Below are 19,105 nucleotides of genomic sequence, written 5' to 3'. Positions count from 1 at the left end.
CTGCCGACGGCCTTGAACTCATTGTGAGGATGCTCTTCCTGCCGCTTTTACGACGAGTCTCGATAAGTTGACAATGCCCCCGCGACAGGTTTGCTGCTTCGAAAACGGTCTATGCCCACGGCAGCGAAACGGTATCCGCATCAATCACACGCATTATCATTCTCAACGGCTTGAGCGCCTTTCCGGAGCCCGATGTATTGGCCACGTTGTGCGCTTGATATGATGAAGCCACGGCAGATACTCTTTCAGCAGCCTCATAAAACTGACGATATCTTTCCGTCGCACCGGATTGCTGCCCTTTACCGCATGAATGAACAACATTGGATTGCCCAGTCGTCCGCTCGCATATGATTTGCCTACATCGCTTCTTTTGCCACGAATGACCTTTATCGGAGTGCCCAGCATCCCGTATTGCGCGAGCGTCTGATTCAATTCAAAATTTGGGCTCGTAGTTGAATCGTCTCCCATGCCGCTCCCAGCCGAGCCGACCGGGCGTGTATGGAACACGGAAAAACGATCAATAATGCCAACCTTTCCAAAAGAAGCGACCCACTTGGGCCACAAGAAATCGAGGCCCCAGCCTGATTTGTTCATCCCGAAGCTGTGTTTTATCGCTTGCAAGGCATTCGAAGATAAACATGGCATCATCAACTCCACGAAATTTGTTTCGCGAAATTCAAACTCGCTGTTTTGCAACGTCGTTTGGTGACCGAAATAGCTTCTCTCGTCGAGAGACGGTTGCGCGAGTGCGAAATTCTCTCGTTCTACATACTCGAAGAAGTCGTTCAGGGTTTGAACATCCGTCAGGATGTCGTCGTCCGGGAGCCAGATGTAACGATATTGCAGAATCAATTGGGCATTTTGCAACATGAAGTCGTTAAGACCTTCCCATTTTGATCCTTTGAATCGATGTATGGCTTTGGCATAGATGTCTGCATAATCTTCGTTCTTCCCGTAGTAACTCAGGATCAAATCAAAGTTTGGGGCCTGTCCGCCGCTGAACCATTGCGGATGCAAGGAACTGTCTCCACACCTCAGAACGACCAGGTACTTGTTCATCTTTCAATTTCCCTATGCATAGATGCAGATTGCGCGGCACGTAAAGACAGTCACTGGCGAAGAATTGCATTTGACTGACACCAACCGCGCGAAATCATGAAACGACACACTCCGCTCGGCGACGCGCGCCCTTGCTCATTTCCATAGCGTGCGCACTCGCCGATAGATCGCGCGACTGACACGCTTCGACGCTTTAAGCGTCCCCTTGGTGGCCTGCGGCGGGTGGTCTTCGAGCCAGCGCAACCGCGCTTCGATATCGCGTTCACGGTCCGCGTAGAGTGAAATCGGAAAGGGATGGCCGAGCCTCGCGTCGTATAGCGCGCGAGCGGCATCGACGATGTCGCGGTTCTCCTCACGCTGGGTAAAGTACGCGATGTGAACGAACGGCACGCTGCGCGTACAAACGATTCGCAGCTGCTGTCGCGCGCAGTACATATGCATCATGTGCTCGTCGTCCTGCCCACCGTCGTCGATCATGTCCCATAACCGCTTGCGAAAAAGAATGCAGCCGATCGAATAGCGCGATTCTGAGGGCACTTCGCAAGGTTCGAGCGCCCGAGTGGCGGCGATGAAAGCATCAGGCTGAAGCGTGGTCCGTTCATGTAGCCAGCGCGCGATGTGCGGATAGCCCCATATCGTGCCATTGGTGCCTTTCTCGATCTGCTCAGCAGGGATGATTCGTATCGGACAGCGACCGTCCCCGGCGGCACCGACGAAATGCGGATGCGCCTGGTTCGTAAAGTACTCGCGCTCCAGGTTCATCGCACGCATCACTTCAGGGAAGCCCCAGTTGTTGTTGTTGATGAGCGGGGTGACGTAGGCAAGCCCGTCCCCGCTTTCCTTTTCCACCTCGTCGTACGTGGCGAGCATCTTGTCGAACCACCCGCCGGCGATCGGGAACGCGTCGTCGTCCACCTTGCAGATCAGGTCGATTTCGGCGAACGCCGGCTGCGAGAGTAGTTTTTTGATCGTGCGATAAGGTGGACCAGGCGGAATATCGTCGACGACCCGAACGACGCCCGGAAAAAGCCTTGCGTAGCGCCGCGCGACGGCAAGCGTGCGTTCCGCGTCATAGCCGCCCCGACAGTTCTGAAGCAGGATGAACTCGACGCCTGTTGGCCGGTACGCCATGTGACTGGCGAGGGTCAGTTCGAGCGCTGCGTAGTCGCGACAGAGCAGGACCAGAATAGCGACTCGCCTCGACGCCGAGTTAGAACGGGATGCAGTCATGCTACTCCTTCGTAGGACGAGTACATTAGTACAAGCAAAGATCAAGTTAGAAAGAGTTAGCGGCGAAGAATTGCATTTGACCGACGCCGACCGCGCGAACCATAGAACCGTTACTACGGCGAGCCCGATGCGCACGCAAACGAAGAGACGTTCAAGTACACGCTCCAAATCTTTCAGGCAATCCAGGCAAGCTCTCGGTCGCCACCAGTCAGAGCTTTCTTACTACTGCTCCTTCGACGAGTCCCTCTACTGCTTTGAGCGCCGCACCAACGACCTGGTCCATGTTGTAATAGCGATACTGCGCCAGCCTGCCCACAAAAGTCACATCGGTAACTGTCTCCGCGAGCGCGCTGTAACGCATGAACAATGCCTCGTTTTCCTTGCGCGGAATCGGGTAGTACGGCTCGCCTTCGGCTCGCGGATACTCCTTTACAATCGAAGTCCCCTGATGCTGTTGCCCGGTGAGGTGCTTGAACTCAGTAATCCTCGTATATTCGTGATCGTTCGGATAGTTGATGGTACCCGTCGTCTGAAAACGCTCCACGTCGTTCAGATGCTGGTGTTGAAAGTGGAGGCTGCGGTACGGAAGCTTGCCAAACCGATACCCGAAATACGCGTCGATCGGTCCAGTGTACACAAGGTGTCCACATTCGATATTCGCTTTCACCACGTCATAGTCGGTCGACAGACGCACGTCGATATTTGGACTGTCAAGCATCTTTTCGAACATCGCGGTGTAGCCGTGCGCCGGCATAAATTGATAAGTATCGGTGAAGTACCGGTCGTCGTCGTTCGAACGCGTTGGTATTCGCGCAGCGACACCCGCAGACAATTCAGACAGATCGAGTCCCCATTGCTTGCGCGTATAGCCACGGAAAAACTTGTCGCACAGATCCGGGCCAACGCTGCTCAGCACCACGTCCTCGCTGGTCGTATTGACCTCTCGCGCTTCACGTACCGACTCAAGGAACGCTATCGTGTCCTGCTCGCTCAGATCGAGGCCATATAGCTTGTTGATCGTCGTGCGATTGATCGGTATCGGATACAGATCCCCGTCTACATAAGCCTTTACGCGATGCTCGTAGAAGCGCCAATCAGTAAAACCCGACAGGTACTCGAATATCCGCTTACTGTTCGTATGAAAGATGTGCGGACCATACGGATGGATCAGCACACCGTTCTCATCCTCGCGGTCATATGCATTGCCGCCAATATGATTTCTCTTGTCTACGACAAGCACACGCTTGCCGCTTGCCGCCAGACGTTCGGCACAGACCGCGCCCGCAAAGCCGGCGCCTACGATAAGGAAGTCATAATTCATCTCTGCGCATCCTCGTATAAAAAGCTGGAATCTTGCATTTGATCAGGTGGAGAGCCATTAAGGCCGTAACCAGAAATTCGGTGGCAAGCACTGACATTGCCGCGCCCTGAGCGCCATAAGCCGATGCAAGAGGCACGAGCAGGGCAAGGTTGATCAAGCCGCAGACGACCAGTATCTCGCTGACTCTCTTCTTCATGCCGAGCGGCAGCATCACCTGAACGCCCAGTACATTGTTTAGACAGATGAGCAGCGGCAGGAGGGCCATCCACTTAAGAACGATGACCGCTGGTTCGTACCCAGGGCCCACGGCGATGCGAATGATCAAATCGGCGCCGGCCCAGAGCGCGACCGAAGCGAGCAACATGGCCGAGCCCCCCAGGTAGAGCATCTTGCGCACCAGCCCAAACGCCTTTTCGGAGTCTTCGGAAAAGAGCGCCGTCACGCGCGGGTAAATTGCGTTGGCGAACGGTACGAGCGGCGCCTGGGCGACATTCCGAATCTTGTCGGCTACGCCAAAGTAGCCAACAGCGACGTCTCCCGCAATAAATCCAAGCAACACGCTATTAGTGGTGGTGTACAGACTGATCGCTGCCGTGGAAATGAACATGTGCCAGCCTTCACGAAGCGCTTCGATGACGTCCGCCATGCTCGGCATCAAGGGGATGATCAGTCGGTTTTTTGCGATCAGGATCGATGCGACGACTCCGGCAGCAATCACGCTCATCGAACTGATGAGCGACGCGATCCACGTGTCGGCCGGCGAGTGCACCAGGAAGAATGTTAGCGGAAGCAGTAGCACCCGCGCGCTCAACGTGGAGACCGTAGTAAACGTCATCTGCTCCAGGCCCTGGAAAAGCCACTGTGGAAACAGGACCGTTCCGATAACGACCGGATAGGTAGCTAGCAGAACCGGCAGCAGTTCGCGCAATCTTGCTACGAAGAAAGCCGCTACAAGCAGGATGGCGAGGCAGACCACAGCGATAAGCGCCTTTGCGCCTTGTGTCGCCCAAAAGATCTTCGATACCGCGTGCCGATCTTTTTGGACCCGTGCGACGTGAGCAGTCGCTGACCAGTTAAAACCATAGTCCGTCAGCAGCACGAGATAACCAACTAAGGCTTGCGCGAAGACGTATGCACCAAAGTGTTCCGGGCGCAGAACACGCAACAGGTAGGGAAATGTTGCAAGCGGCAGCAGCATGTTGGCTGCTTGCAGAACTGACAGCGCAACGATGTTGTGTCGGAGGGGACTCGTCATGAGTTAGCCGTTGTCAATACATCGATGAAGGATCGCTTGGAGACATACCTTTATATCCCGTGGGCGGAGTGCGAGTAAGGTCTCCGCGCAAGCGAATACCTGATCAGGCCGACGCCGGTTGGGCCTTGCTACCGGCTCCCAAACTCTTCGTCCGAGGAAGCCACCGCTACCGGCAGTAAGCCGCACGACTCGTTGACGGTGCGCCACGAATTTCATCAGAGTCGTACAACAGTGACGCATCCGCGCCGGACCCTGGTGAGTTCCGGTATCAAGCAACCAGTTCGCCAGCCTGCTCTTGCGATCGCGCGGCTCATCAGTAAACGCCACCTTTGCTGTCGATGTTTCTGACGAGCTTCCAGGGAATGCGATTCCGTTTGCGCGAGAACCTCCGGCGGCGATTCCACCGGAGCGATCGGGGCTGCTGTCATCGCCCTTGTTTCGCGAAAAACCTTGTGGGAGCAAACCGGGCCCACCTGAAATGCCGGTCGTCTGGGTCCACCAGAATCGGCAGGAACTGAAATAAGCAGACAATTGATTAAGGTAGAACGGGTTTGTGCCGTTGCGGCGCAATCACAGGAAAGGCCGACCGGTGCGGCCAGGAAACGAAGTACTCTATGAATTTGTATATGCTTCGCTGCACCAATGTCAGGAACCGGCACAAATTGGTGAGGTATTGGCGCATTCCCCACTTCGATAGTGGACAGGCCAAGTATGCCAATAGATATCTACAAACCGGTGTGAGAGCGTCGCCGCGGCGATCCTGACGTTCTCACAACAGCCGACGAGTCTGCTTTTCACGCCGCAAACGGTCTGCTCGCCGGTGTCCTGGGCGACGGCTTGGTACGGTCGCAATAGAAGACGTCATGGTGACGGAGAGCTCCGGCCGCTCGTCGCATTGCGCTTGCCAGTCACGACAGACCATGCTCGGCGACCGTTTTTCCACAGCGTGCGCACTCGCCGATAGATCGCGCGACTGACACGCTTCGACGCTTTAAGCGTCCCCTTGGTGGCCTGCGGCGGGTGGTCTTCGAGCCAGCGCAACCGCGCTTCGATATCGCGTTCACGGTCCGCGTAGAGTGAAATCGGGAAGGGATGGCCAAGCCTCCCGTCGTAAAGCGCGCGAGCGGCATCGACGATGTCGCGGTTCTCCTCACGCTGGGTAAAGTACGCGATGTGAACGAACGGCACGCTGCGCGCACAGACGATTCTCAGCCGGTGCCGCTCACAGTAGACATGCATCATGTGCTCGTCGTCCTGCCCACCGTCGTCGATCATGTCCCATAACCGCTTGCGAAAAAGAATGCAGCCGATCGAATAGCGCAATGCTGCCGGCACTTCGCAAGGTTCGAGGTCCTGAGTCGCAGCGATGAAAGCATCAGGTTGCAGCGTGGTCCGTTCATGTAGCCAGCGCGCGATGTGCGGATAGCCCCATATCGTGCCATTGGTGCCGATCTCGATCTGCTCCGCAGGGATGATTCGCAGCGGAAAGCGCTTGTCCCCGTCGGCCCCGACGAAATGCGGATGCGCCTGGTTCGTGAAGTACTCGCGCTCCAGGTTCATCACGCGCATCACCTCAGGGAAGCCCCAGTTGTTGTTGTTGATGAGGGGAGTGACGTAGGCAAGCTCGTTGCCGCTTTCCTTTTCCGCCGCGTCGTACGTGGCCAGCATCTTGTCGAGCCACCCGCCGGCGATAGGGAACGCGTCGTCGTCCACCTTGCAGATCAGGTCGATTTCGGCGAACGCCGGCTGCGAGAGTAGTTTTTTGATCGTGCGATAAGGTGGACCAGGCGGAATGTCGTCGACGACCCGAACGACGCCCGGAAAAAGCCTTGCGTAGCGCCGCGCGACGGCAAGCGTGCGTTCCGCGTCATAGCCGCCCCGACAGTTCTGAAGCAGGATGAACTCGACGCCTGTTGGCCGGTACGCCATGTGACTGGCGAGGGTTAGTTCGAGCGCCGCGTAGTCGCGACAGAGCAGGACCAGAATGGCGACTCGCCTCGACGCCGCGTTAGAACGGGATGCAGTCATGCTACTCCTTCGTAGGTGCCGACGAGCACATTGTCTAAGGAACATACAGGCGAGCATCGGGACACACTGAATTCGGCGTCGTCTACATCACGAATTTACGAACACCAAGAGTGCCGATGCTAATAACCGCGCCTCAGGGTGCAGCACCGATCGCGGCTACTAAAGAGACAAGACGGGGACACGCCGGTTCATCATAGTACAAGCAACGATGAAATGAAGTCGCATTCCATAGCGCGTCGCCCCACTTCTCGGCGGCGAACGGTTACTTTAAGTATTGAGGCAAACAACTGCCGACCGGCCACGATCTTGCGCACACAGCGCGCAAAGCGCTCTGTTCGAGCGCCAACGCCTGTAGCGCATCAGGCTCGATCGGCAATTCCGCGACAGGGATGGCGGTGGGCGGCATGGCCATCATGATGCCCAACTCGCGCTACGTTTAGAAGCCCGGGGAGCCTTGTATTTGCGTGCGAGAGCAACGTCGACTCGCGCGCGTCACCGCGACGGCGCGATGCGGCGCGCGCGCCGGGAACGCCTCGACGTCATCGAATTGCGACGGGTCAGCAGGACGCGCGCAGCGGCGCGATACTGCGAATCACTGCGCGCAATCAGAGCAGAGTGGCTATGCTTGCGAAAAAGTTACGTTTCGCTAACGGGTTTAGCAGTCAGAGGCCATAGGCATGAACCACGTGGTCGCCACCAGCGACGAAGACTTGCCCGTTCACGACCATCGGCGACGCGAAGTTGCCCTCGCCGTTTTGAGCTGGCGTGTATTGGTCGTGGAAGAGTATGGTCCCGTCCGCGGCATCCAATGCATAAAAGTGGTTGCCCAAACCGTCCGCGTAATACACCACACCATTTGCGGCGACGGGCGGGATAGCCGGGTTGAACGCGACTTGGTTCAAGCCGACTTGCGCCGTCCACACGGGTTTGGGGTTCACAGTACAGTTGCTGTCGATCGACAGTGCAATCACCCCGTGTTGGTATAAGTTGTTGCTCCCCGAACCGCCAGGGGACACGACGTAAAGCCGATTCAGCACCGGGTCGAATGCAGGAAGGCCTATGTTGCTGCCGTCGGCTGAAGTTTGGGAAATCGTCAACTTTTCAATGGGACCCTGCTGCTGAATAGTGGCTCGGTTATAAATGAACAGGTTGCCGGACTTGTTGTAGGCCGCGAGCATCGTCGGGCAGGTGGGACGCTGAAAGAGCAATGCTGTAGCGCCGAAGTCGACGTCCGTGAGGGGCGGAGAAAGCGGCGAGTTCGACGCCGCTACCGCCAGGGTCGGCGTGAGCTTCACGACGTGCTCCGCGAACGCGGCATTTTCCGGCTGGGCGAATGCGTTGCCCGTGAGTGCATAGACGACCGTCCCATCCGGCGGAATCGATACGCCGCCCATACCCCATACACCGCCCCCATCTGGCCCGGTTGCGCCGGTTGGATACCAGCGTTGCAGAATCGCAGCTGGGTTGGTGGTGGACGCGCGGACGACCTGTCCATGGTACGGCTCCGTATCGCAGGGGTCACCGGCTGTCGCCACGTATATCGACGAACCATCGGGACTGAGCGTCAAGCCGCCATAGACCATCGTTATTGGAGTAGCGTTGTTTGGGTCGAGAAGTAGCAGGTTGAAGCCCGGGAGATCCACGCCGGTCTGCAGGTTGTACGCATGCAGGTAGCCTCGCCCGCTCACAACGAAAATCCGGTTGTTGGCATGGTCGATGACGGGCGTGCCCTGCACCCCGATCTTGCCTTGGAACAGCCCCTGGCAGGCCGACGTCAAGATAGCTTGAGGGATTTGGGCGCTTTTCCAAATGATATTCCCTGTCGCGGCATTCAGTGCATATGTACTGTTCCCCTCTGTCGCAACATAGACGATATCGGTTGGCACCCCGTTGATCATCACCCCGGCAGCCAGTACCGGCTGAGTCAGGATGGCACCGTCCAGGACTTTTGAGTCCCAGTGCTTTACCATCGTCCTCACGTTGGTCTGGGTGAGCACCGTCTCGACTGAGTTATACCCAGTCCGCTGCCTGTTCATACCATACGTCGGCCAGTCGGTCGTCGTAAAGGTTGGCGCGGCGACGGCCCCTGGTGTCCGGCTCAATGTAGCGGCAGTCGCTGCTTCGGGAGCCTGGTACGGCGTATCCACCGCCGGCCCGCGATCGTCGCGGAAATTATTCGGATTGATCTTGTCTCCGCCGTTCTGTTTGTCTACGTCCGATCCGTCGAGGGCGGCGGCTGGCGGCACTTTCGGTCCGACGCCATGCGGGTGCGGGCCATGAGGGAATGGGTCCAGTGCGTTTGACGACGCCTGAGCGGCTACTGCAAGACCCGGGGCAGATGCCGCAGCCGGTGCCGCGTTCGAACTTTGCGCTTGTGCGCCCGAGCCCGCCGCGCAGGCGAGGATCAAAGCTGCAACGAGCCGAGAAGCGTCGATAACGTTGTGTGCGCTTTTCATGTAGCCACCTCTTGCAAATATTGCTGTTAGCAATGGGTAGACGGCGCACCGCGACTTCTCGCCTCGACCTACTAATTGATACGCGCTTTGCTAACGTGAGGTCAATCGTACGCCATCTAAAACCAACCGCAAGAGATGGCCGCGATGGACTACCGTCTGGCGGACGGGGAATTGTCCCTATTGAGTGATTCAAGGCTCACACACCGTTCGGCTGCTTCATCCGAATGGCCGCGCGCGCAGTTCGGCGAGCGTACTGTCCGGAAAGCGCGACTCGGCGGACATCTTGCCGAGCTGCATCGCGCGCGGATAGAACGAGCCGGGGAAGTGCGCGGTCTGGAACGGGACTCGACGCCGGCGCGCACCTGCCCGCACAGATGCTCGCCGACCGTCTGCGCGTCTCACGTTCCCCCGTGAACGAAGCGCTGCCGTAGCTACACGACAAAGGCATCTTGACGCGGGAAAAGAATCGCGGCTTCTTCGTCGCGAAGCCGCTCTCCGAATCTCTTGCGGACGTGGTCGACGAACTGCATCTTGCCGAGGCCGGCGTCGTCACGCGTGCCTATTTCCAGATCGCCGACGACCGCCTGAAAAGCGAACTGCCCGATGAATTCTCCGAGCAGCTGATCCGCACCCGCTACGGACTGACGAGCGCGCAACTGACCGCTGTGCTCGGCCGCATCGCGCGGGAAGGATGGGCTGAACGCAAACCGGGTTATGGCTGGCAGTTCTCGCCAAGGTTGACCACGCGCGACGGCCTGCTAAAGTCGTACCGGCTGCGGCTCGCGCTCGAACCGGCGGCATCGCTGGAGCCCGGCTGCCGGCTCGAGCGCAAGGTGCTGGAGCGGTGTCGTGAGGTCGAGATGCATCTGCTCGCGGGCGGCATCGAAACGGATACCGCCGACCAGTTGCACGATCGCGGCGTGCGCTTTCACGAGTCGCTCGCCGAGGCTTCGGCCAACAGCTTTTTCATCAACACGATCCGGCGGGTGAACCGCCTGCGCCGCTTGCTGTCGTATCGCTCGATGCAGCATCGCGAGCGCTACGTCGAACACGCGAAGCACCATTTGCATCTGCTCGAACTGTCGGAGCGGGAGCGCAACGAAGAAGCGTCGGAAGCGATGCGCGAGCATCTGCTGCAGACGCTCGACGCGCTGTCCCGCAGCAGCGAAATCCTTGAACCCTGAGACCGCCCTTCGCCCTGAACGCGGTCGCCACGAGAACCTCTATGACTATCGATCCCACCGTCGTCGCCGCCTTCTCGCCCACGGGCAAGCTGCGCGCGTCGATCAATCTCGGCAATCCGATCCTCGCCAATCGCGATGCCCAGTCCGGCGAGCCGTTCGGCGTTTCGATCGATCTCGCGCGCGCGTTCGCCGCGAAACTTGGCGTCGAACTGGAACTGGTGGTGTTCGATACGGCCGCCAAATCGGTGCAGGCCGTCAGCGAGGAACGCGCGGATTTCGGCTTCTTCGCGATCGATCCATCGCGCGGCGCAACGATTGAATTCACGGCGCCGTATGTACTGATCGAAGGCTTCTATCTGGTGCGCGACGACTCGCCGGTGCGGTCGAATCAGGATGTGGATCAGGCGCACAACCGGGTCGTCGTCGGCAAAGGCAGTGCGTACGATCTGTTCCTCACGCGCGAGTTGAAAGCCGCGCAGATCGTGCGCGCGCCGAGCTCGCCGAGTGTCGTGCCGACATTTATCGAGCAGCAACTGGAAGTGGCGGCAGGCGTGAAGCAGCAACTCGAAGCCGATGCGAAGCAAACGGCCGGGCTGCGGCTGCTCGACGAGCGCTTCATGGTGATCCGGCAGGCGATGGGTGTTCCGAAGAGCCGCGGCGAAGCGGCGGCTCAGGCGCTGCGGTCGTTTGTCGAGGAGGTGAAGGCGTCGGGCTTCGTGGCGGAATCGCTCGCGCGGCATGGAATCGCCGGGGCGTCCGTGGCGCCTGCCGCGTAGCGGTCGGCTCCGGGCCGACATCGCGTGGGGAGCCGGACGGGCACCGCCCCGCCACGAACCACCCCGACTAACTCTCAAACGAGCGTAGTCTGCACATCCACGTTACCGCGCAACGCCTTCGAATACGGGCAGGTCTGATGCGCGCGCTCGATCAACGCGCGCGCCACGTCACGCTCGACACCGGGAATACTGACGAACAGACGCGCCTGAAGGAAATAGGCGCCATCGGTGGTGCCGAGATCGATTTCCGTATCGACGCTCGTATCGGCAGGCAACGAAAGGTGCAGCGCGCGCGCCGCCAAACCGAGCGCGCCGATGTAACACGCCGACCAGCCGGCGGCCAGCAACTGCTCGGGGTTCGTTCCAACGCCCGCGGTGCCGGGCGATGACAGCTTGATGTCGAGACGGCCGTCCGAGCTGCGCGCGGCGCCTTCGCGGCCGCCGGTCGTGTGGGTTTTACCGGTGTACAGCACGTTTTCGATGCGGGTCATGGTGGCTTACTCCTGTTGATCCAGTGTTGTTGAGATCTGCAAATCCGGGCTCGAACTTGCGTTGGACGTATTTGAACGCTCCGACGTATCGCGCGTGTGTCTGGATCAGCGGGTTTGGTGTGCGCACGTATCCGTGGTCCGCGCAGATACATTGCGATACAAGGAGCGGCGCGCGGCAACTAGCGCACGCCATCGCGCCCGTCGCTTCGTTCAGCGACGCCGGTCGAAATACCGCCGCAGCAGATAGTTGGCGGTCGAGCCATGCAACAGCACCGACAACACGATCGCATCGAGCACCGCGGGCAGCAGCGGCGTCATCGCGCCGCGCGCATATTCGAGGCCGAACATCAGGTAGTAAAACGCGCCGACTCCGCGGATGCCCATCCATGCCATCAGATACCGCTGGCTGCTGTCGATGCGCGCACCGATCATCGCGACGACGACGGACAGCGGCCGCGCGACGAAAAACAGAAACACCGCGGGCAACACGGCGCGCACGTCGAGCATCTCGCGCCAATGCGCGGACACGACGCAGCCGATGATCAGCATCAGCGACAACTCCGCGAGCCGCTCCATTTCGCGCGTGAAGCCCATCATCGATTCGGCGAGGATCGCATGCGCCTTTTCCGGATCTTTCGCGACATCGGCCTGTTCGCCGTGCTGCACCTCGTCGAGCACTTCGGACGGATTCTTGTCGCCGGTCGAGCGCAATTCCTCGTGACGCACGGCGACGCCCGCCACGAATACCGCGACGAACGCATACGCGTGCACCAGCAGCGCCGCGCCGTATGACGTCGCCATCAGCCCTAGCGCGAGAAAGCCGTCGAGACCGATCGCTTCGCCGTAGCGGGTGCGCAGAAAGAAGATCGCGCGCGCGAACACGATCGCGAATACGCAGCCGACCACGAGCGCGCTGACGATCCCCCACAGCACCGAGCCGGCGAAATGCACGCCGCTGCCGGAGCCGAACAGGCTCGCGCCGGCAAGCGTCAGACCCAGCACCGCAAACGGATAGGCGGCGCCGTCGTTGAGGCCGCCCTCACCCGACAAAGCGAAGCGCACGGGTTCGTCGTCGCCGGCCTGCGTCACGCGCAGTTCGTTGGCGAGCACCGGGTCGGTCGGTGCGAGCGCTGCCGCGAGGAACAACGCCGCGCCGTCCGCGCGTCCGGTCAGCAAAGCGGTAAAGCCGAACATCAAGGCAACGGTGACGATCATCGCGGGCCCGCCGAGCCGCAGCGGCAACCACCACAACGGATTGCGCAGCCGCACGCGCAGATGCATGCCGATCGAGAACAGCGACACGACGAGCCCGACTTCGGCGAGCGTCGCGAGCAGCACGGTATTGCGGAGTAAATCGACACCGACGAGCCCGAACACGGCCGGCCCGACCGCCGCGCCGACCAGCAGATAGATCATTGCGCCGGTCAGCGGCAAGCGGCGGATCGGCCCGCGCGCAACCGCCATGAACGTGAGCAGTGCGCCGATCAGCAGGAACCAGACCGGTTCGTCTCTCATGGCGGAATCGCGAGCACGGGCGGCGACGGCGGCAGCCGGGCCGCGTCGCCGCTAGCGCGCGCTGCTGGCACCGTGGGGCGCGCTCGCGCCCTGCTGACTGCGCTGGCCGTGCTGAGCCGCCGCCTGGTTCGCGCGCCCCGCCTGCTCGCGGTTCGTCTGGTCGCGGCTCAATTCGCCGGGTGGCGTGCCCGACTGGGCTGCCGCGCCCGCCCCGCCTTCGGTGCCCGCGTCTTTGCCGGCCTGCGCGAATAGCAACGCTCGCGCGGCGACGGCCGGCTGAGTCCCGGCCCACTCGATCGCTTGCGCGCAGACGAAGTCACTCGCAACACTGAACATCGCGGCGACGGCAAAGCGCTGAATGACCTTCTCCATGAGCGGCTCCCCCGGTTCTGACAGTCTGGATATGCACTGTCCGAACCGTTGCAAGCCGCGTTCCTCGCTCACACACCGAATGGAAACGTCTCCGACGCGTGGCATTTTTCATCGGCGGAAACGGGCAGCGCGGTCACCGCGCTGGTGCGATCGAACCACACGAACGCATCGAACTGCCCGGCCAGCGACGCTTCCGCGTAGTGGCTATACCGCTCGGTCTCCGGACGATAAATGACGCCGATGAAGCGCTCCAGCAGCGGCGCGCGCAGCCGTTCGCACAGCGCGTCGTGCACGCCGGGCCGCAGGTCGAGCAGAAAGCGCGCGAGGCCCGTGACGTGCATGCTGAATTCGACGCTGCCATCGAGCGATGGCCGCACGTTCTTCACTTCCATCGGTCCTCCCCAGTCGCTGGCCGCGGCGACCGTGCCGCTGTGCGTGCCGAAGCCGATCAGCGCCGCCGCGTCGCCGAACTGCGCGCGGCACAGCTGGCCCAGATTGATCTCGTCCTGCACGCGGCCCATCTGCGTGGGGCTCGCGTCGCCGATATGCGAGTTGTGCGCCCACACGACCACACGCGCCTGCGGGCCGCGACTGTCGAGCGCATGCCGCAGCGTGTCGAACATATGCGTGTCGCGCAAATTCCAGCTTTGCGGTCCGCCGTAATACATCGCGCGATAGTAGTGTTCGGCGACCGCCACGAGCCGCGCGTTCTGCGCCGCGTCGAGGAAGCGTTCGCCGTCTTCCCGCGCATAGTCGAGCCGGCTTTTCAGCAGATCGCCGAGCTGGGCGATCACGTGCTCTTCGCACTGCGCGTAGCCGCCGCTCAATGCGGCGCGCCCGTACACGGTGGGATCTTTCTGCCACGGACTGAGGCACCCATAACGCTCGCGCGCGATGCGCGCCGCGGCCGGGTCGACGCTGTCCAGATAGCGCAGCACCGCGTCGATCGATTCCGACAGGCTGTAAATATCCAGCCCGTAAAAGCGCGTCTCGCTGTCGCGATGCAGGGCATTGTGCGAGCGCAGCCACGCGACGAAGCTCATGAAATCGGTGTTGCGCCACATCCAGGTCGGAAAGCGGCGAAACGGTCGAGACCGTTCGCCGGGCATCGGCCTGTCGCGCACATGCCGGTCGATGATCGCGGCATCGGGCCAGTCGGCCTCGACCGCGATCATCGAAAAGCCGTGCCGCTCGACGAGGTGTCGCGTGATCGCCGCCCGCGCGCGATAGAACTCCGACGTGCCGTGACTGGCCTCGCCGAGCAGCACGACGCGTCGCCCGGCGAAGCGGTCGAAAAACGCCGCGAATTCCGCGGAATCGATGTCGGGTAACGGTTCGGCCGCGTCGCGAAGCGCGAGTTCGAGCGCGGCCGGCTTAGGCGCGGCCGGCTTAGGCGCGGCCGGCTTAGGCGCGACCGGCTGAGGTGCGGCCGGCTTAGGCGTGGCCCGCTCAGGCGCGACCGGCTCAGGTTCGAGCGGCGTAGGCGTGGGCCGCGAATCCGCATGCGCCACGCCGCCTGGCGCCGGCCAGCCGTCGTCGCCGACGAGCGGCACGAAGCGCACGTCCGCGAACGCATGTTCGTCGTAATCGTGTTCGTCACGCCGCACGATCTTCACGAGCCGCTGACGGCTCGGACTGCTGCCGACCGGCATCACGAGCCGTCCGCCGACCGCGAGCTGCACGCGCAGCGCCTGCGGCACACGCGGCCCGCCTGCCGCCGCGATGATCGCGTTATACGGCGCATGCGCGGCAAGACCCGCGGTGCCGTCGCCGACATGCACTTCGACGTTCTCGTAGCCGAGCCGCTGCAAGCGCTCGCGCGCGCGCTCGGCGAGGCTCGCGTCGCGCTCGATGGAATCCACCCGGCCCGCGATCTCCGCGGCGATCGCGGCCGCATAGCCGGAGCCCGTACCGATGTCGAGCACACGGTCGCCGGGCTGCAATTCGGCGGCCGCAAGCATCTTCGCGACGATGTACGGCTGCGAGATCGACTGTTCGCCGCCGATCGGCAGCGGCGTATCGTCATACGCGAATTCGCGCAGATCGGACGGCACGAACGCTTCGCGTGGCACGCGCCGCATCGCCTCGATCACGAAGTCGTCGCGCACGCCGCGTTGCACGATTTGCCGCTCGACCATCCATGCGCGCGCTTCGTCGAAATCGCCCATCGCCGCCTCCTCGCGAATGCGCAGCGCTGCGCGCCCCCCCGCATCGCGGCGGGGCCACGCGCGGGTCCGCTGCTCTTCCACGCTTCAGCAATGAGCATACCGCCGGCTTGAACCGATGGCGATGCGCGAAACGTGAAGCGCGCGCGGACCGATCCTTGCTGAGCTTTTGCACCAACGAAACGCCGGTCCGAATCCGTCGCACAACAAAGGCTCAAATTATGAACATTCCCATGCAAGTCGTGTCTTTCCTCAGCTCGCGAGGTCTGAAGCTCGCCACCGCCGAATCCTGCACCGGCGGCCAGATCGCGTCTTATCTAGCCAGCGTGCCGGGTAGCGGCGCGTGTCTCGACGTCGGCTTCGTCAGCTACTCGCCATCAGGCAAAGCAGGCTTTCTCGGCGTGCGGGAAAGCACGATGAAGCAATACGGGCTCACCAGCGAAGCGGTCGCGCGCGAAATGGCCGAAGGTGCGCTAAGTCAGGAAGGCTGCTGCGCCGACATCGCGGTATCGAACACGGGGCTTGCCGATGGCGGCGCGCATGGCAGCTCCGCTGACGGCCCGCCACCAGGCACGCAATGCTTCGCATGGTCGTTCCGACGGCCCGGCGATCGGTTCGTCACGTTCGCCGAGACGCGGCGCTTTTCGGGCGACCGCAACGACGTGCGTTCGTCCGCCGCGCTGTATGCGTTGTCGCGCGTCGAGCATTACTTCGATCAACTTCCGCGCATCGAGCGGGACCACTGAAGAGAGACCGAACGATGAATCTGCACCCTTCCTTCGACACCGGCGCGTGGCAGCAGGCAGTGATCGACGAACTCGGCGTCGAGCGCGATTTCGACGTGGCCCGCGAGCGCGAGCGGCGTGTTGCGTTCCTGAGTGACTACCTGGCGTCGCAAGGCTTGCATACCTATGTGCTTGGCATCAGCGGCGGCGTCGATTCGTCGACTGCCGGACGCCTCGCGCAGCTTGCCGTCGAACGTCTGCGTGCCACCGGCTACGAAGCACACTTCGTCGCGGTGCGTCTACCGTACGGCAGCCAACGCGACGAAGAAGACGCCGCGGCCGCCCTCGCGTTCATCCGCCCCGACGAAACGCTGACGGTCAACATCAAGGAGGCCGCCGACGCGATGCTGTCTTCGCTCAAGCGAGGCAACGTGCAGTACGTCGACGACTTTCATGAAGACTTCGTGCTCGGCAACATCAAGGCGCGGCAACGTATGGTCGCGCAATACGCGATTGCGGGCGCGCGGGTCGGCGTGGTGATCGGCACCGACCACGCGGCCGAATCGCTGATGGGCTTCTTCACGAAGTTCGGCGACGGCGGCGCCGATATCCTGCCGCTGGCAGGTCTGACGAAGCGCCGCGTGCGCGCACTCGCGCATGCGCTCGGCGCATCGGAGCGGCTCGTCGACAAGGTGCCGACCGCGGACCTCGAATCGCTGACGCCGCAGAAACCGGACGAGGACAGCTACGGCATCAGCTACCAGGACATCGACGACTTCCTCGAAGGCAAGCCGGTCAGCGACGAAGTATTGACGACGATTCGCCGCTTTTACATGGCGACGCGCCACAAACGCGCGCTGCCGGTGGCGCCGGCGCGATCGTCGGTGTCGGCGTAGAGCGCGGCGCCCGCTTATCCGGCGCGCGGGCGTTTGGCGCGCTTCGGCGCTTCGATGTCGTCGCCCGGCGTTTCCTGCAGTTGCTCTTCCGGCGCGATGCGCGAGCCCCGATCGCGATCGGCGGACTGATCGGTCGGCTCCTGCGGCGCGCCAGCGCCTTCCGCCTCGATCTGCCGGCGCGCTTCCTCCCAATGGTCGTCGGCGCGCCCTTCCGGCGACGGATCGTTTTCCCAGATCTGGTACGCCCGCGTGCGGATGCGGGCTTCGAGTTCCTTGTCCATATGTGTCTCTCCGTGAACGTGAGCGATGCCGCGGCACGGCGCCACGCGCGCCGGGTCCGAATGACGGCGAGCGACAAGCGAGCAAGGGTTGTTCCGCGCGGCGCGTTGGATCGATGGCACCAGCGCAGGAGAGCGGCGGGCGCACAACTCCACCGTGTGCCGGTCGTAAACCGGGACATGCGTTTGATGGGGATGCCGTCGTCAGCGCGGCGGAGCGCCGCGCGCTACCCGGGCCGCGCGCTCACGCCTCGGGACAGGCAAGGTCGGCCGCGACGATCCGCGCGCCGTACTCCTCGGCGGCGAGCCGCGCTTCCTCGATGCTGTTGAACGGACCGACTTCGGGGGCGCCATCGAACGGGAAAAGACGGCGGCCATCCACTTTACGGCTCACCAGCAGATCGGCATAGAATCGTCCATCGGCGCTGCGTCGAGCGGTGACGTAGATCGAAAAGTCGTCGCGCGAGGCGACTCCTGCCGCCGGATACTGCGTGAGTTTCAGCTTTCTCCTTGACATGGCTCTCCCTGCCTGCATCAGGCGATCCAGTTATGCCCTCCTGAAATCGATGTTAATGGACATGCAAACGGGTGCGTTCGTCCGTAAGCGTCGACTTGTGAACACGACTGTCGCAGCGACGCTTAAAGGCTCCAATCAGGTCTTGTCGCCAACTGCACGACTGCCCGCCTGATCCAGCCTCGCTTGCAGCGCTTCCTTGCGCGCCGCGATCTTCTTACCGAGCGCCGCGAGATCGCAGCAGGTGCGACGCAAGGCCGGAAAGAGCTCGCCTTCCTCTTCCTCGACGTGATGCCGCACCAGTTCGGCCATGACCTTGAACGTCGCGTCGAAGCCTTTGTCGCCCGGCTTCAGCGTCGTGAACTTCGCGATTAGCGTCTTCACCAGAAAATGCTCGACATAGGCTTCATCGACATCGAGCTTGTCGTCGTCGGGCAGTGCTTGCTGCGCGGCCGGATACAACAGCTCTTCCTCGATGATCGTATGCATCGTCAGCTCTTCGCATGCACGCTGCGCCAGCGCGGCTTTGGCTTCGAGCGCGTCGCGCTCGTCACCGCGCGATTTGCCGAACGCATCGAACAGCTTTTCGACGGCGCGGTGATCGGCTTCGAGCAGCGCGAGCGCGTTGGGGGTGCTGGCGGTTTCGCGTGCAGCGGTGGGTTTCGTGTCCTTAGAAGCGGATTGCGTTGCGCGGTCGTTCATGGCGGCTCCTTTGATCGGTCAAGTGCCCGCATCGAGCAAACGCCATACCGCATCACCAGTCGCGCGGCGGTACGGCGATTGCTGCTGGTGGTCCGGCGCGGCGTGTTGCGAGCCAACCTCCCTATCCTCTTTTCAACG

General features: G+C 61.6%; 17 protein-coding genes and 1 pseudogene. 4 read left to right on the top strand and 14 right to left on the bottom strand.

All coding sequences use genetic code 11. The features are described 5' to 3' along the window. Positions 1 to 162: 162 nt before the first annotated feature. The 7 genes from VSR82_RS16675 to VSR82_RS16645 all read right to left on the bottom strand — a co-directional run bounded on the left by VSR82_RS16675 (position 163) and on the right by VSR82_RS16645 (position 9,721). The gene (locus VSR82_RS16675) at positions 163 to 1,059 is read right to left on the bottom strand and encodes a hypothetical protein (protein ID WP_429462709.1); all 897 of its coding nucleotides are present in this window, start codon (positions 1,057 to 1,059) and stop codon (positions 163 to 165) included. Between the two features lie 135 nt (positions 1,060 to 1,194). Beyond that, complete coding sequence (locus VSR82_RS16670; protein WP_429462711.1) at positions 1,195 to 2,424, bottom strand: hypothetical protein; 1,230 nt, start codon at positions 2,422 to 2,424, stop codon at positions 1,195 to 1,197. 73 nt (positions 2,425 to 2,497) lie between these two features. After that, on the bottom strand, positions 2,498 to 3,610 hold the full coding sequence (gene glf, locus VSR82_RS16665; protein WP_429462713.1) for a UDP-galactopyranose mutase: 1,113 nt from the start codon (positions 3,608 to 3,610) through the stop codon (positions 2,498 to 2,500). Further along, positions 3,600 to 4,865, bottom strand: coding sequence for a flippase (locus tag VSR82_RS16660; protein ID WP_368584211.1), 1,266 nt, complete (start codon positions 4,863 to 4,865; stop codon positions 3,600 to 3,602). Before VSR82_RS16660 ends, glf begins: the two co-directional genes overlap by 11 nt. A gap of 861 nt (positions 4,866 to 5,726) precedes the next feature. Then, positions 5,727 to 6,893, bottom strand: a complete 1,167-nt coding sequence (locus tag VSR82_RS16655; protein WP_429463631.1) for a hypothetical protein — start codon at positions 6,891 to 6,893, stop codon at positions 5,727 to 5,729. A gap of 662 nt (positions 6,894 to 7,555) precedes the next feature. Then, positions 7,556 to 9,349, bottom strand: a complete 1,794-nt coding sequence (locus VSR82_RS16650; RefSeq protein ID WP_429462714.1) for an outer membrane protein assembly factor BamB family protein — start codon at positions 9,347 to 9,349, stop codon at positions 7,556 to 7,558. 216 nt (positions 9,350 to 9,565) lie between these two features. Continuing rightward, positions 9,566 to 9,721 carry a hypothetical protein gene (locus VSR82_RS16645; protein ID WP_368584299.1) on the bottom strand — a complete coding sequence of 52 codons (156 nt, stop codon included), beginning with the start codon at positions 9,719 to 9,721 and terminating at the stop codon, positions 9,566 to 9,568. On the opposite strand from VSR82_RS16645, the pseudogene VSR82_RS16640 reads away from it, so the two are divergent. Both VSR82_RS16640 and VSR82_RS16635 read left to right on the top strand, forming a co-directional pair. Continuing rightward, a pseudogene (locus VSR82_RS16640) lies at positions 9,691 to 10,533 on the top strand (GntR family transcriptional regulator); the annotation flags it as partial. The gene VSR82_RS16645 and the pseudogene VSR82_RS16640 overlap by 31 nt on opposite strands. 41 nt (positions 10,534 to 10,574) lie before the next feature. Further along, positions 10,575 to 11,309 (top strand): ABC transporter substrate-binding protein, encoded by a 735-nt coding sequence (locus tag VSR82_RS16635; RefSeq protein WP_429462715.1) that lies wholly within the window; start codon positions 10,575 to 10,577, stop codon positions 11,307 to 11,309. 74 nt (positions 11,310 to 11,383) lie between these two features. Here the strand turns inward: VSR82_RS16635 and VSR82_RS16630 are convergent, their stop codons facing one another. The 4 genes from VSR82_RS16630 to VSR82_RS16615 all read right to left on the bottom strand — a co-directional run bounded on the left by VSR82_RS16630 (position 11,384) and on the right by VSR82_RS16615 (position 15,855). Then, positions 11,384 to 11,800: an organic hydroperoxide resistance protein gene (locus VSR82_RS16630; protein ID WP_429462716.1), complete on the bottom strand. Its 417-nt coding sequence runs from the start codon at positions 11,798 to 11,800 to the stop codon at positions 11,384 to 11,386. A 210-nt stretch (positions 11,801 to 12,010) separates the two neighbouring features. Next, the gene (locus tag VSR82_RS16625; RefSeq protein ID WP_410850959.1) at positions 12,011 to 13,315 is read right to left on the bottom strand and encodes a cation:proton antiporter domain-containing protein; all 1,305 of its coding nucleotides are present in this window, start codon (positions 13,313 to 13,315) and stop codon (positions 12,011 to 12,013) included. A gap of 51 nt (positions 13,316 to 13,366) precedes the next feature. After that, positions 13,367 to 13,687 (bottom strand): hypothetical protein, encoded by a 321-nt coding sequence (locus VSR82_RS16620; protein WP_498857930.1) that lies wholly within the window; start codon positions 13,685 to 13,687, stop codon positions 13,367 to 13,369. A 68-nt stretch (positions 13,688 to 13,755) separates the two neighbouring features. Next, entirely contained in the window at positions 13,756 to 15,855 is a 2,100-nt protein-coding gene (locus tag VSR82_RS16615; RefSeq protein ID WP_498857929.1) for a protein-L-isoaspartate(D-aspartate) O-methyltransferase, read from the bottom strand. 218 nt (positions 15,856 to 16,073) lie between these two features. On the opposite strand from VSR82_RS16615, the gene VSR82_RS16610 reads away from it, so the two are divergent. Together VSR82_RS16610 and nadE are read left to right on the top strand one after the other, a co-directional pair. Beyond that, entirely contained in the window at positions 16,074 to 16,598 is a 525-nt protein-coding gene (locus VSR82_RS16610; RefSeq protein ID WP_368584218.1) for a CinA family protein, read from the top strand. Positions 16,599 to 16,612: 14 nt separating this feature from the next. Then, entirely contained in the window at positions 16,613 to 17,473 is an 861-nt protein-coding gene (gene nadE, locus VSR82_RS16605) for an NAD(+) synthase (RefSeq protein WP_429462719.1), read from the top strand. 14 nt (positions 17,474 to 17,487) lie between these two features. Here nadE and VSR82_RS16600 read toward each other — a convergent pair whose 3' ends face one another. The 3 genes from VSR82_RS16600 to VSR82_RS16590 all read right to left on the bottom strand — a co-directional run bounded on the left by VSR82_RS16600 (position 17,488) and on the right by VSR82_RS16590 (position 18,967). Then, positions 17,488 to 17,754, bottom strand: coding sequence for a DUF2934 domain-containing protein (locus tag VSR82_RS16600; RefSeq protein WP_429462720.1), 267 nt, complete (start codon positions 17,752 to 17,754; stop codon positions 17,488 to 17,490). Between the two features lie 241 nt (positions 17,755 to 17,995). Then, the gene (locus tag VSR82_RS16595) at positions 17,996 to 18,268 is read right to left on the bottom strand and encodes a DUF6723 family protein (RefSeq protein WP_368584221.1); all 273 of its coding nucleotides are present in this window, start codon (positions 18,266 to 18,268) and stop codon (positions 17,996 to 17,998) included. A 135-nt stretch (positions 18,269 to 18,403) separates the two neighbouring features. Next, positions 18,404 to 18,967: a hemerythrin domain-containing protein gene (locus VSR82_RS16590; RefSeq protein WP_498857928.1), complete on the bottom strand. Its 564-nt coding sequence runs from the start codon at positions 18,965 to 18,967 to the stop codon at positions 18,404 to 18,406. Positions 18,968 to 19,105: the final 138 nt, after the last annotated feature.

Origin of the sequence: Burkholderia sp. JPY481 (genome assembly GCF_038900515.1) — a bacterium.
GTDB classification, from domain to species: Bacteria; Pseudomonadota; Gammaproteobacteria; order Burkholderiales; family Burkholderiaceae; genus Paraburkholderia; species Paraburkholderia youngii.
The sequence above is the reverse complement of the archived record's forward strand: the minus strand, read 5'-3'. Positions and strand labels throughout refer to the sequence as shown.

What these genes read in the sequence shown, in the direction of transcription:
- VSR82_RS16675 (WP_429462709.1), bottom strand. Translation starts at nt 1,059, where the DNA reads ATGAACAAGTACCTGGTCGTTCTGAGGTGTGGAGACAGTTCCTTGCAT.
- glf (WP_429462713.1), bottom strand. Translation starts at nt 3,610, where the DNA reads ATGAATTATGACTTCCTTATCGTAGGCGCCGGCTTTGCGGGCGCGGTC.
- VSR82_RS16660 (WP_368584211.1), bottom strand. Translation starts at nt 4,865, where the DNA reads ATGACGAGTCCCCTCCGACACAACATCGTTGCGCTGTCAGTTCTGCAA.
- VSR82_RS16655 (WP_429463631.1), bottom strand. Translation starts at nt 6,893, where the DNA reads ATGACTGCATCCCGTTCTAACGCGGCGTCGAGGCGAGTCGCCATTCTG.
- VSR82_RS16650 (WP_429462714.1), bottom strand. Translation starts at nt 9,349, where the DNA reads ATGAAAAGCGCACACAACGTTATCGACGCTTCTCGGCTCGTTGCAGCT.
- VSR82_RS16635 (WP_429462715.1), top strand. Translation starts at nt 10,575, where the DNA reads ATGACTATCGATCCCACCGTCGTCGCCGCCTTCTCGCCCACGGGCAAG.
- VSR82_RS16630 (WP_429462716.1), bottom strand. Translation starts at nt 11,800, where the DNA reads ATGACCCGCATCGAAAACGTGCTGTACACCGGTAAAACCCACACGACC.
- VSR82_RS16625 (WP_410850959.1), bottom strand. Translation starts at nt 13,315, where the DNA reads ATGAGAGACGAACCGGTCTGGTTCCTGCTGATCGGCGCACTGCTCACG.
- VSR82_RS16620 (WP_498857930.1), bottom strand. Translation starts at nt 13,687, where the DNA reads ATGGAGAAGGTCATTCAGCGCTTTGCCGTCGCCGCGATGTTCAGTGTT.
- VSR82_RS16615 (WP_498857929.1), bottom strand. Translation starts at nt 15,855, where the DNA reads ATGGGCGATTTCGACGAAGCGCGCGCATGGATGGTCGAGCGGCAAATC.
- VSR82_RS16610 (WP_368584218.1), top strand. Translation starts at nt 16,074, where the DNA reads ATGAACATTCCCATGCAAGTCGTGTCTTTCCTCAGCTCGCGAGGTCTG.
- nadE (WP_429462719.1), top strand. Translation starts at nt 16,613, where the DNA reads ATGAATCTGCACCCTTCCTTCGACACCGGCGCGTGGCAGCAGGCAGTG.
- VSR82_RS16600 (WP_429462720.1), bottom strand. Translation starts at nt 17,754, where the DNA reads ATGGACAAGGAACTCGAAGCCCGCATCCGCACGCGGGCGTACCAGATC.
- VSR82_RS16595 (WP_368584221.1), bottom strand. Translation starts at nt 18,268, where the DNA reads ATGTCAAGGAGAAAGCTGAAACTCACGCAGTATCCGGCGGCAGGAGTC.
- VSR82_RS16590 (WP_498857928.1), bottom strand. Translation starts at nt 18,967, where the DNA reads ATGAACGACCGCGCAACGCAATCCGCTTCTAAGGACACGAAACCCACC.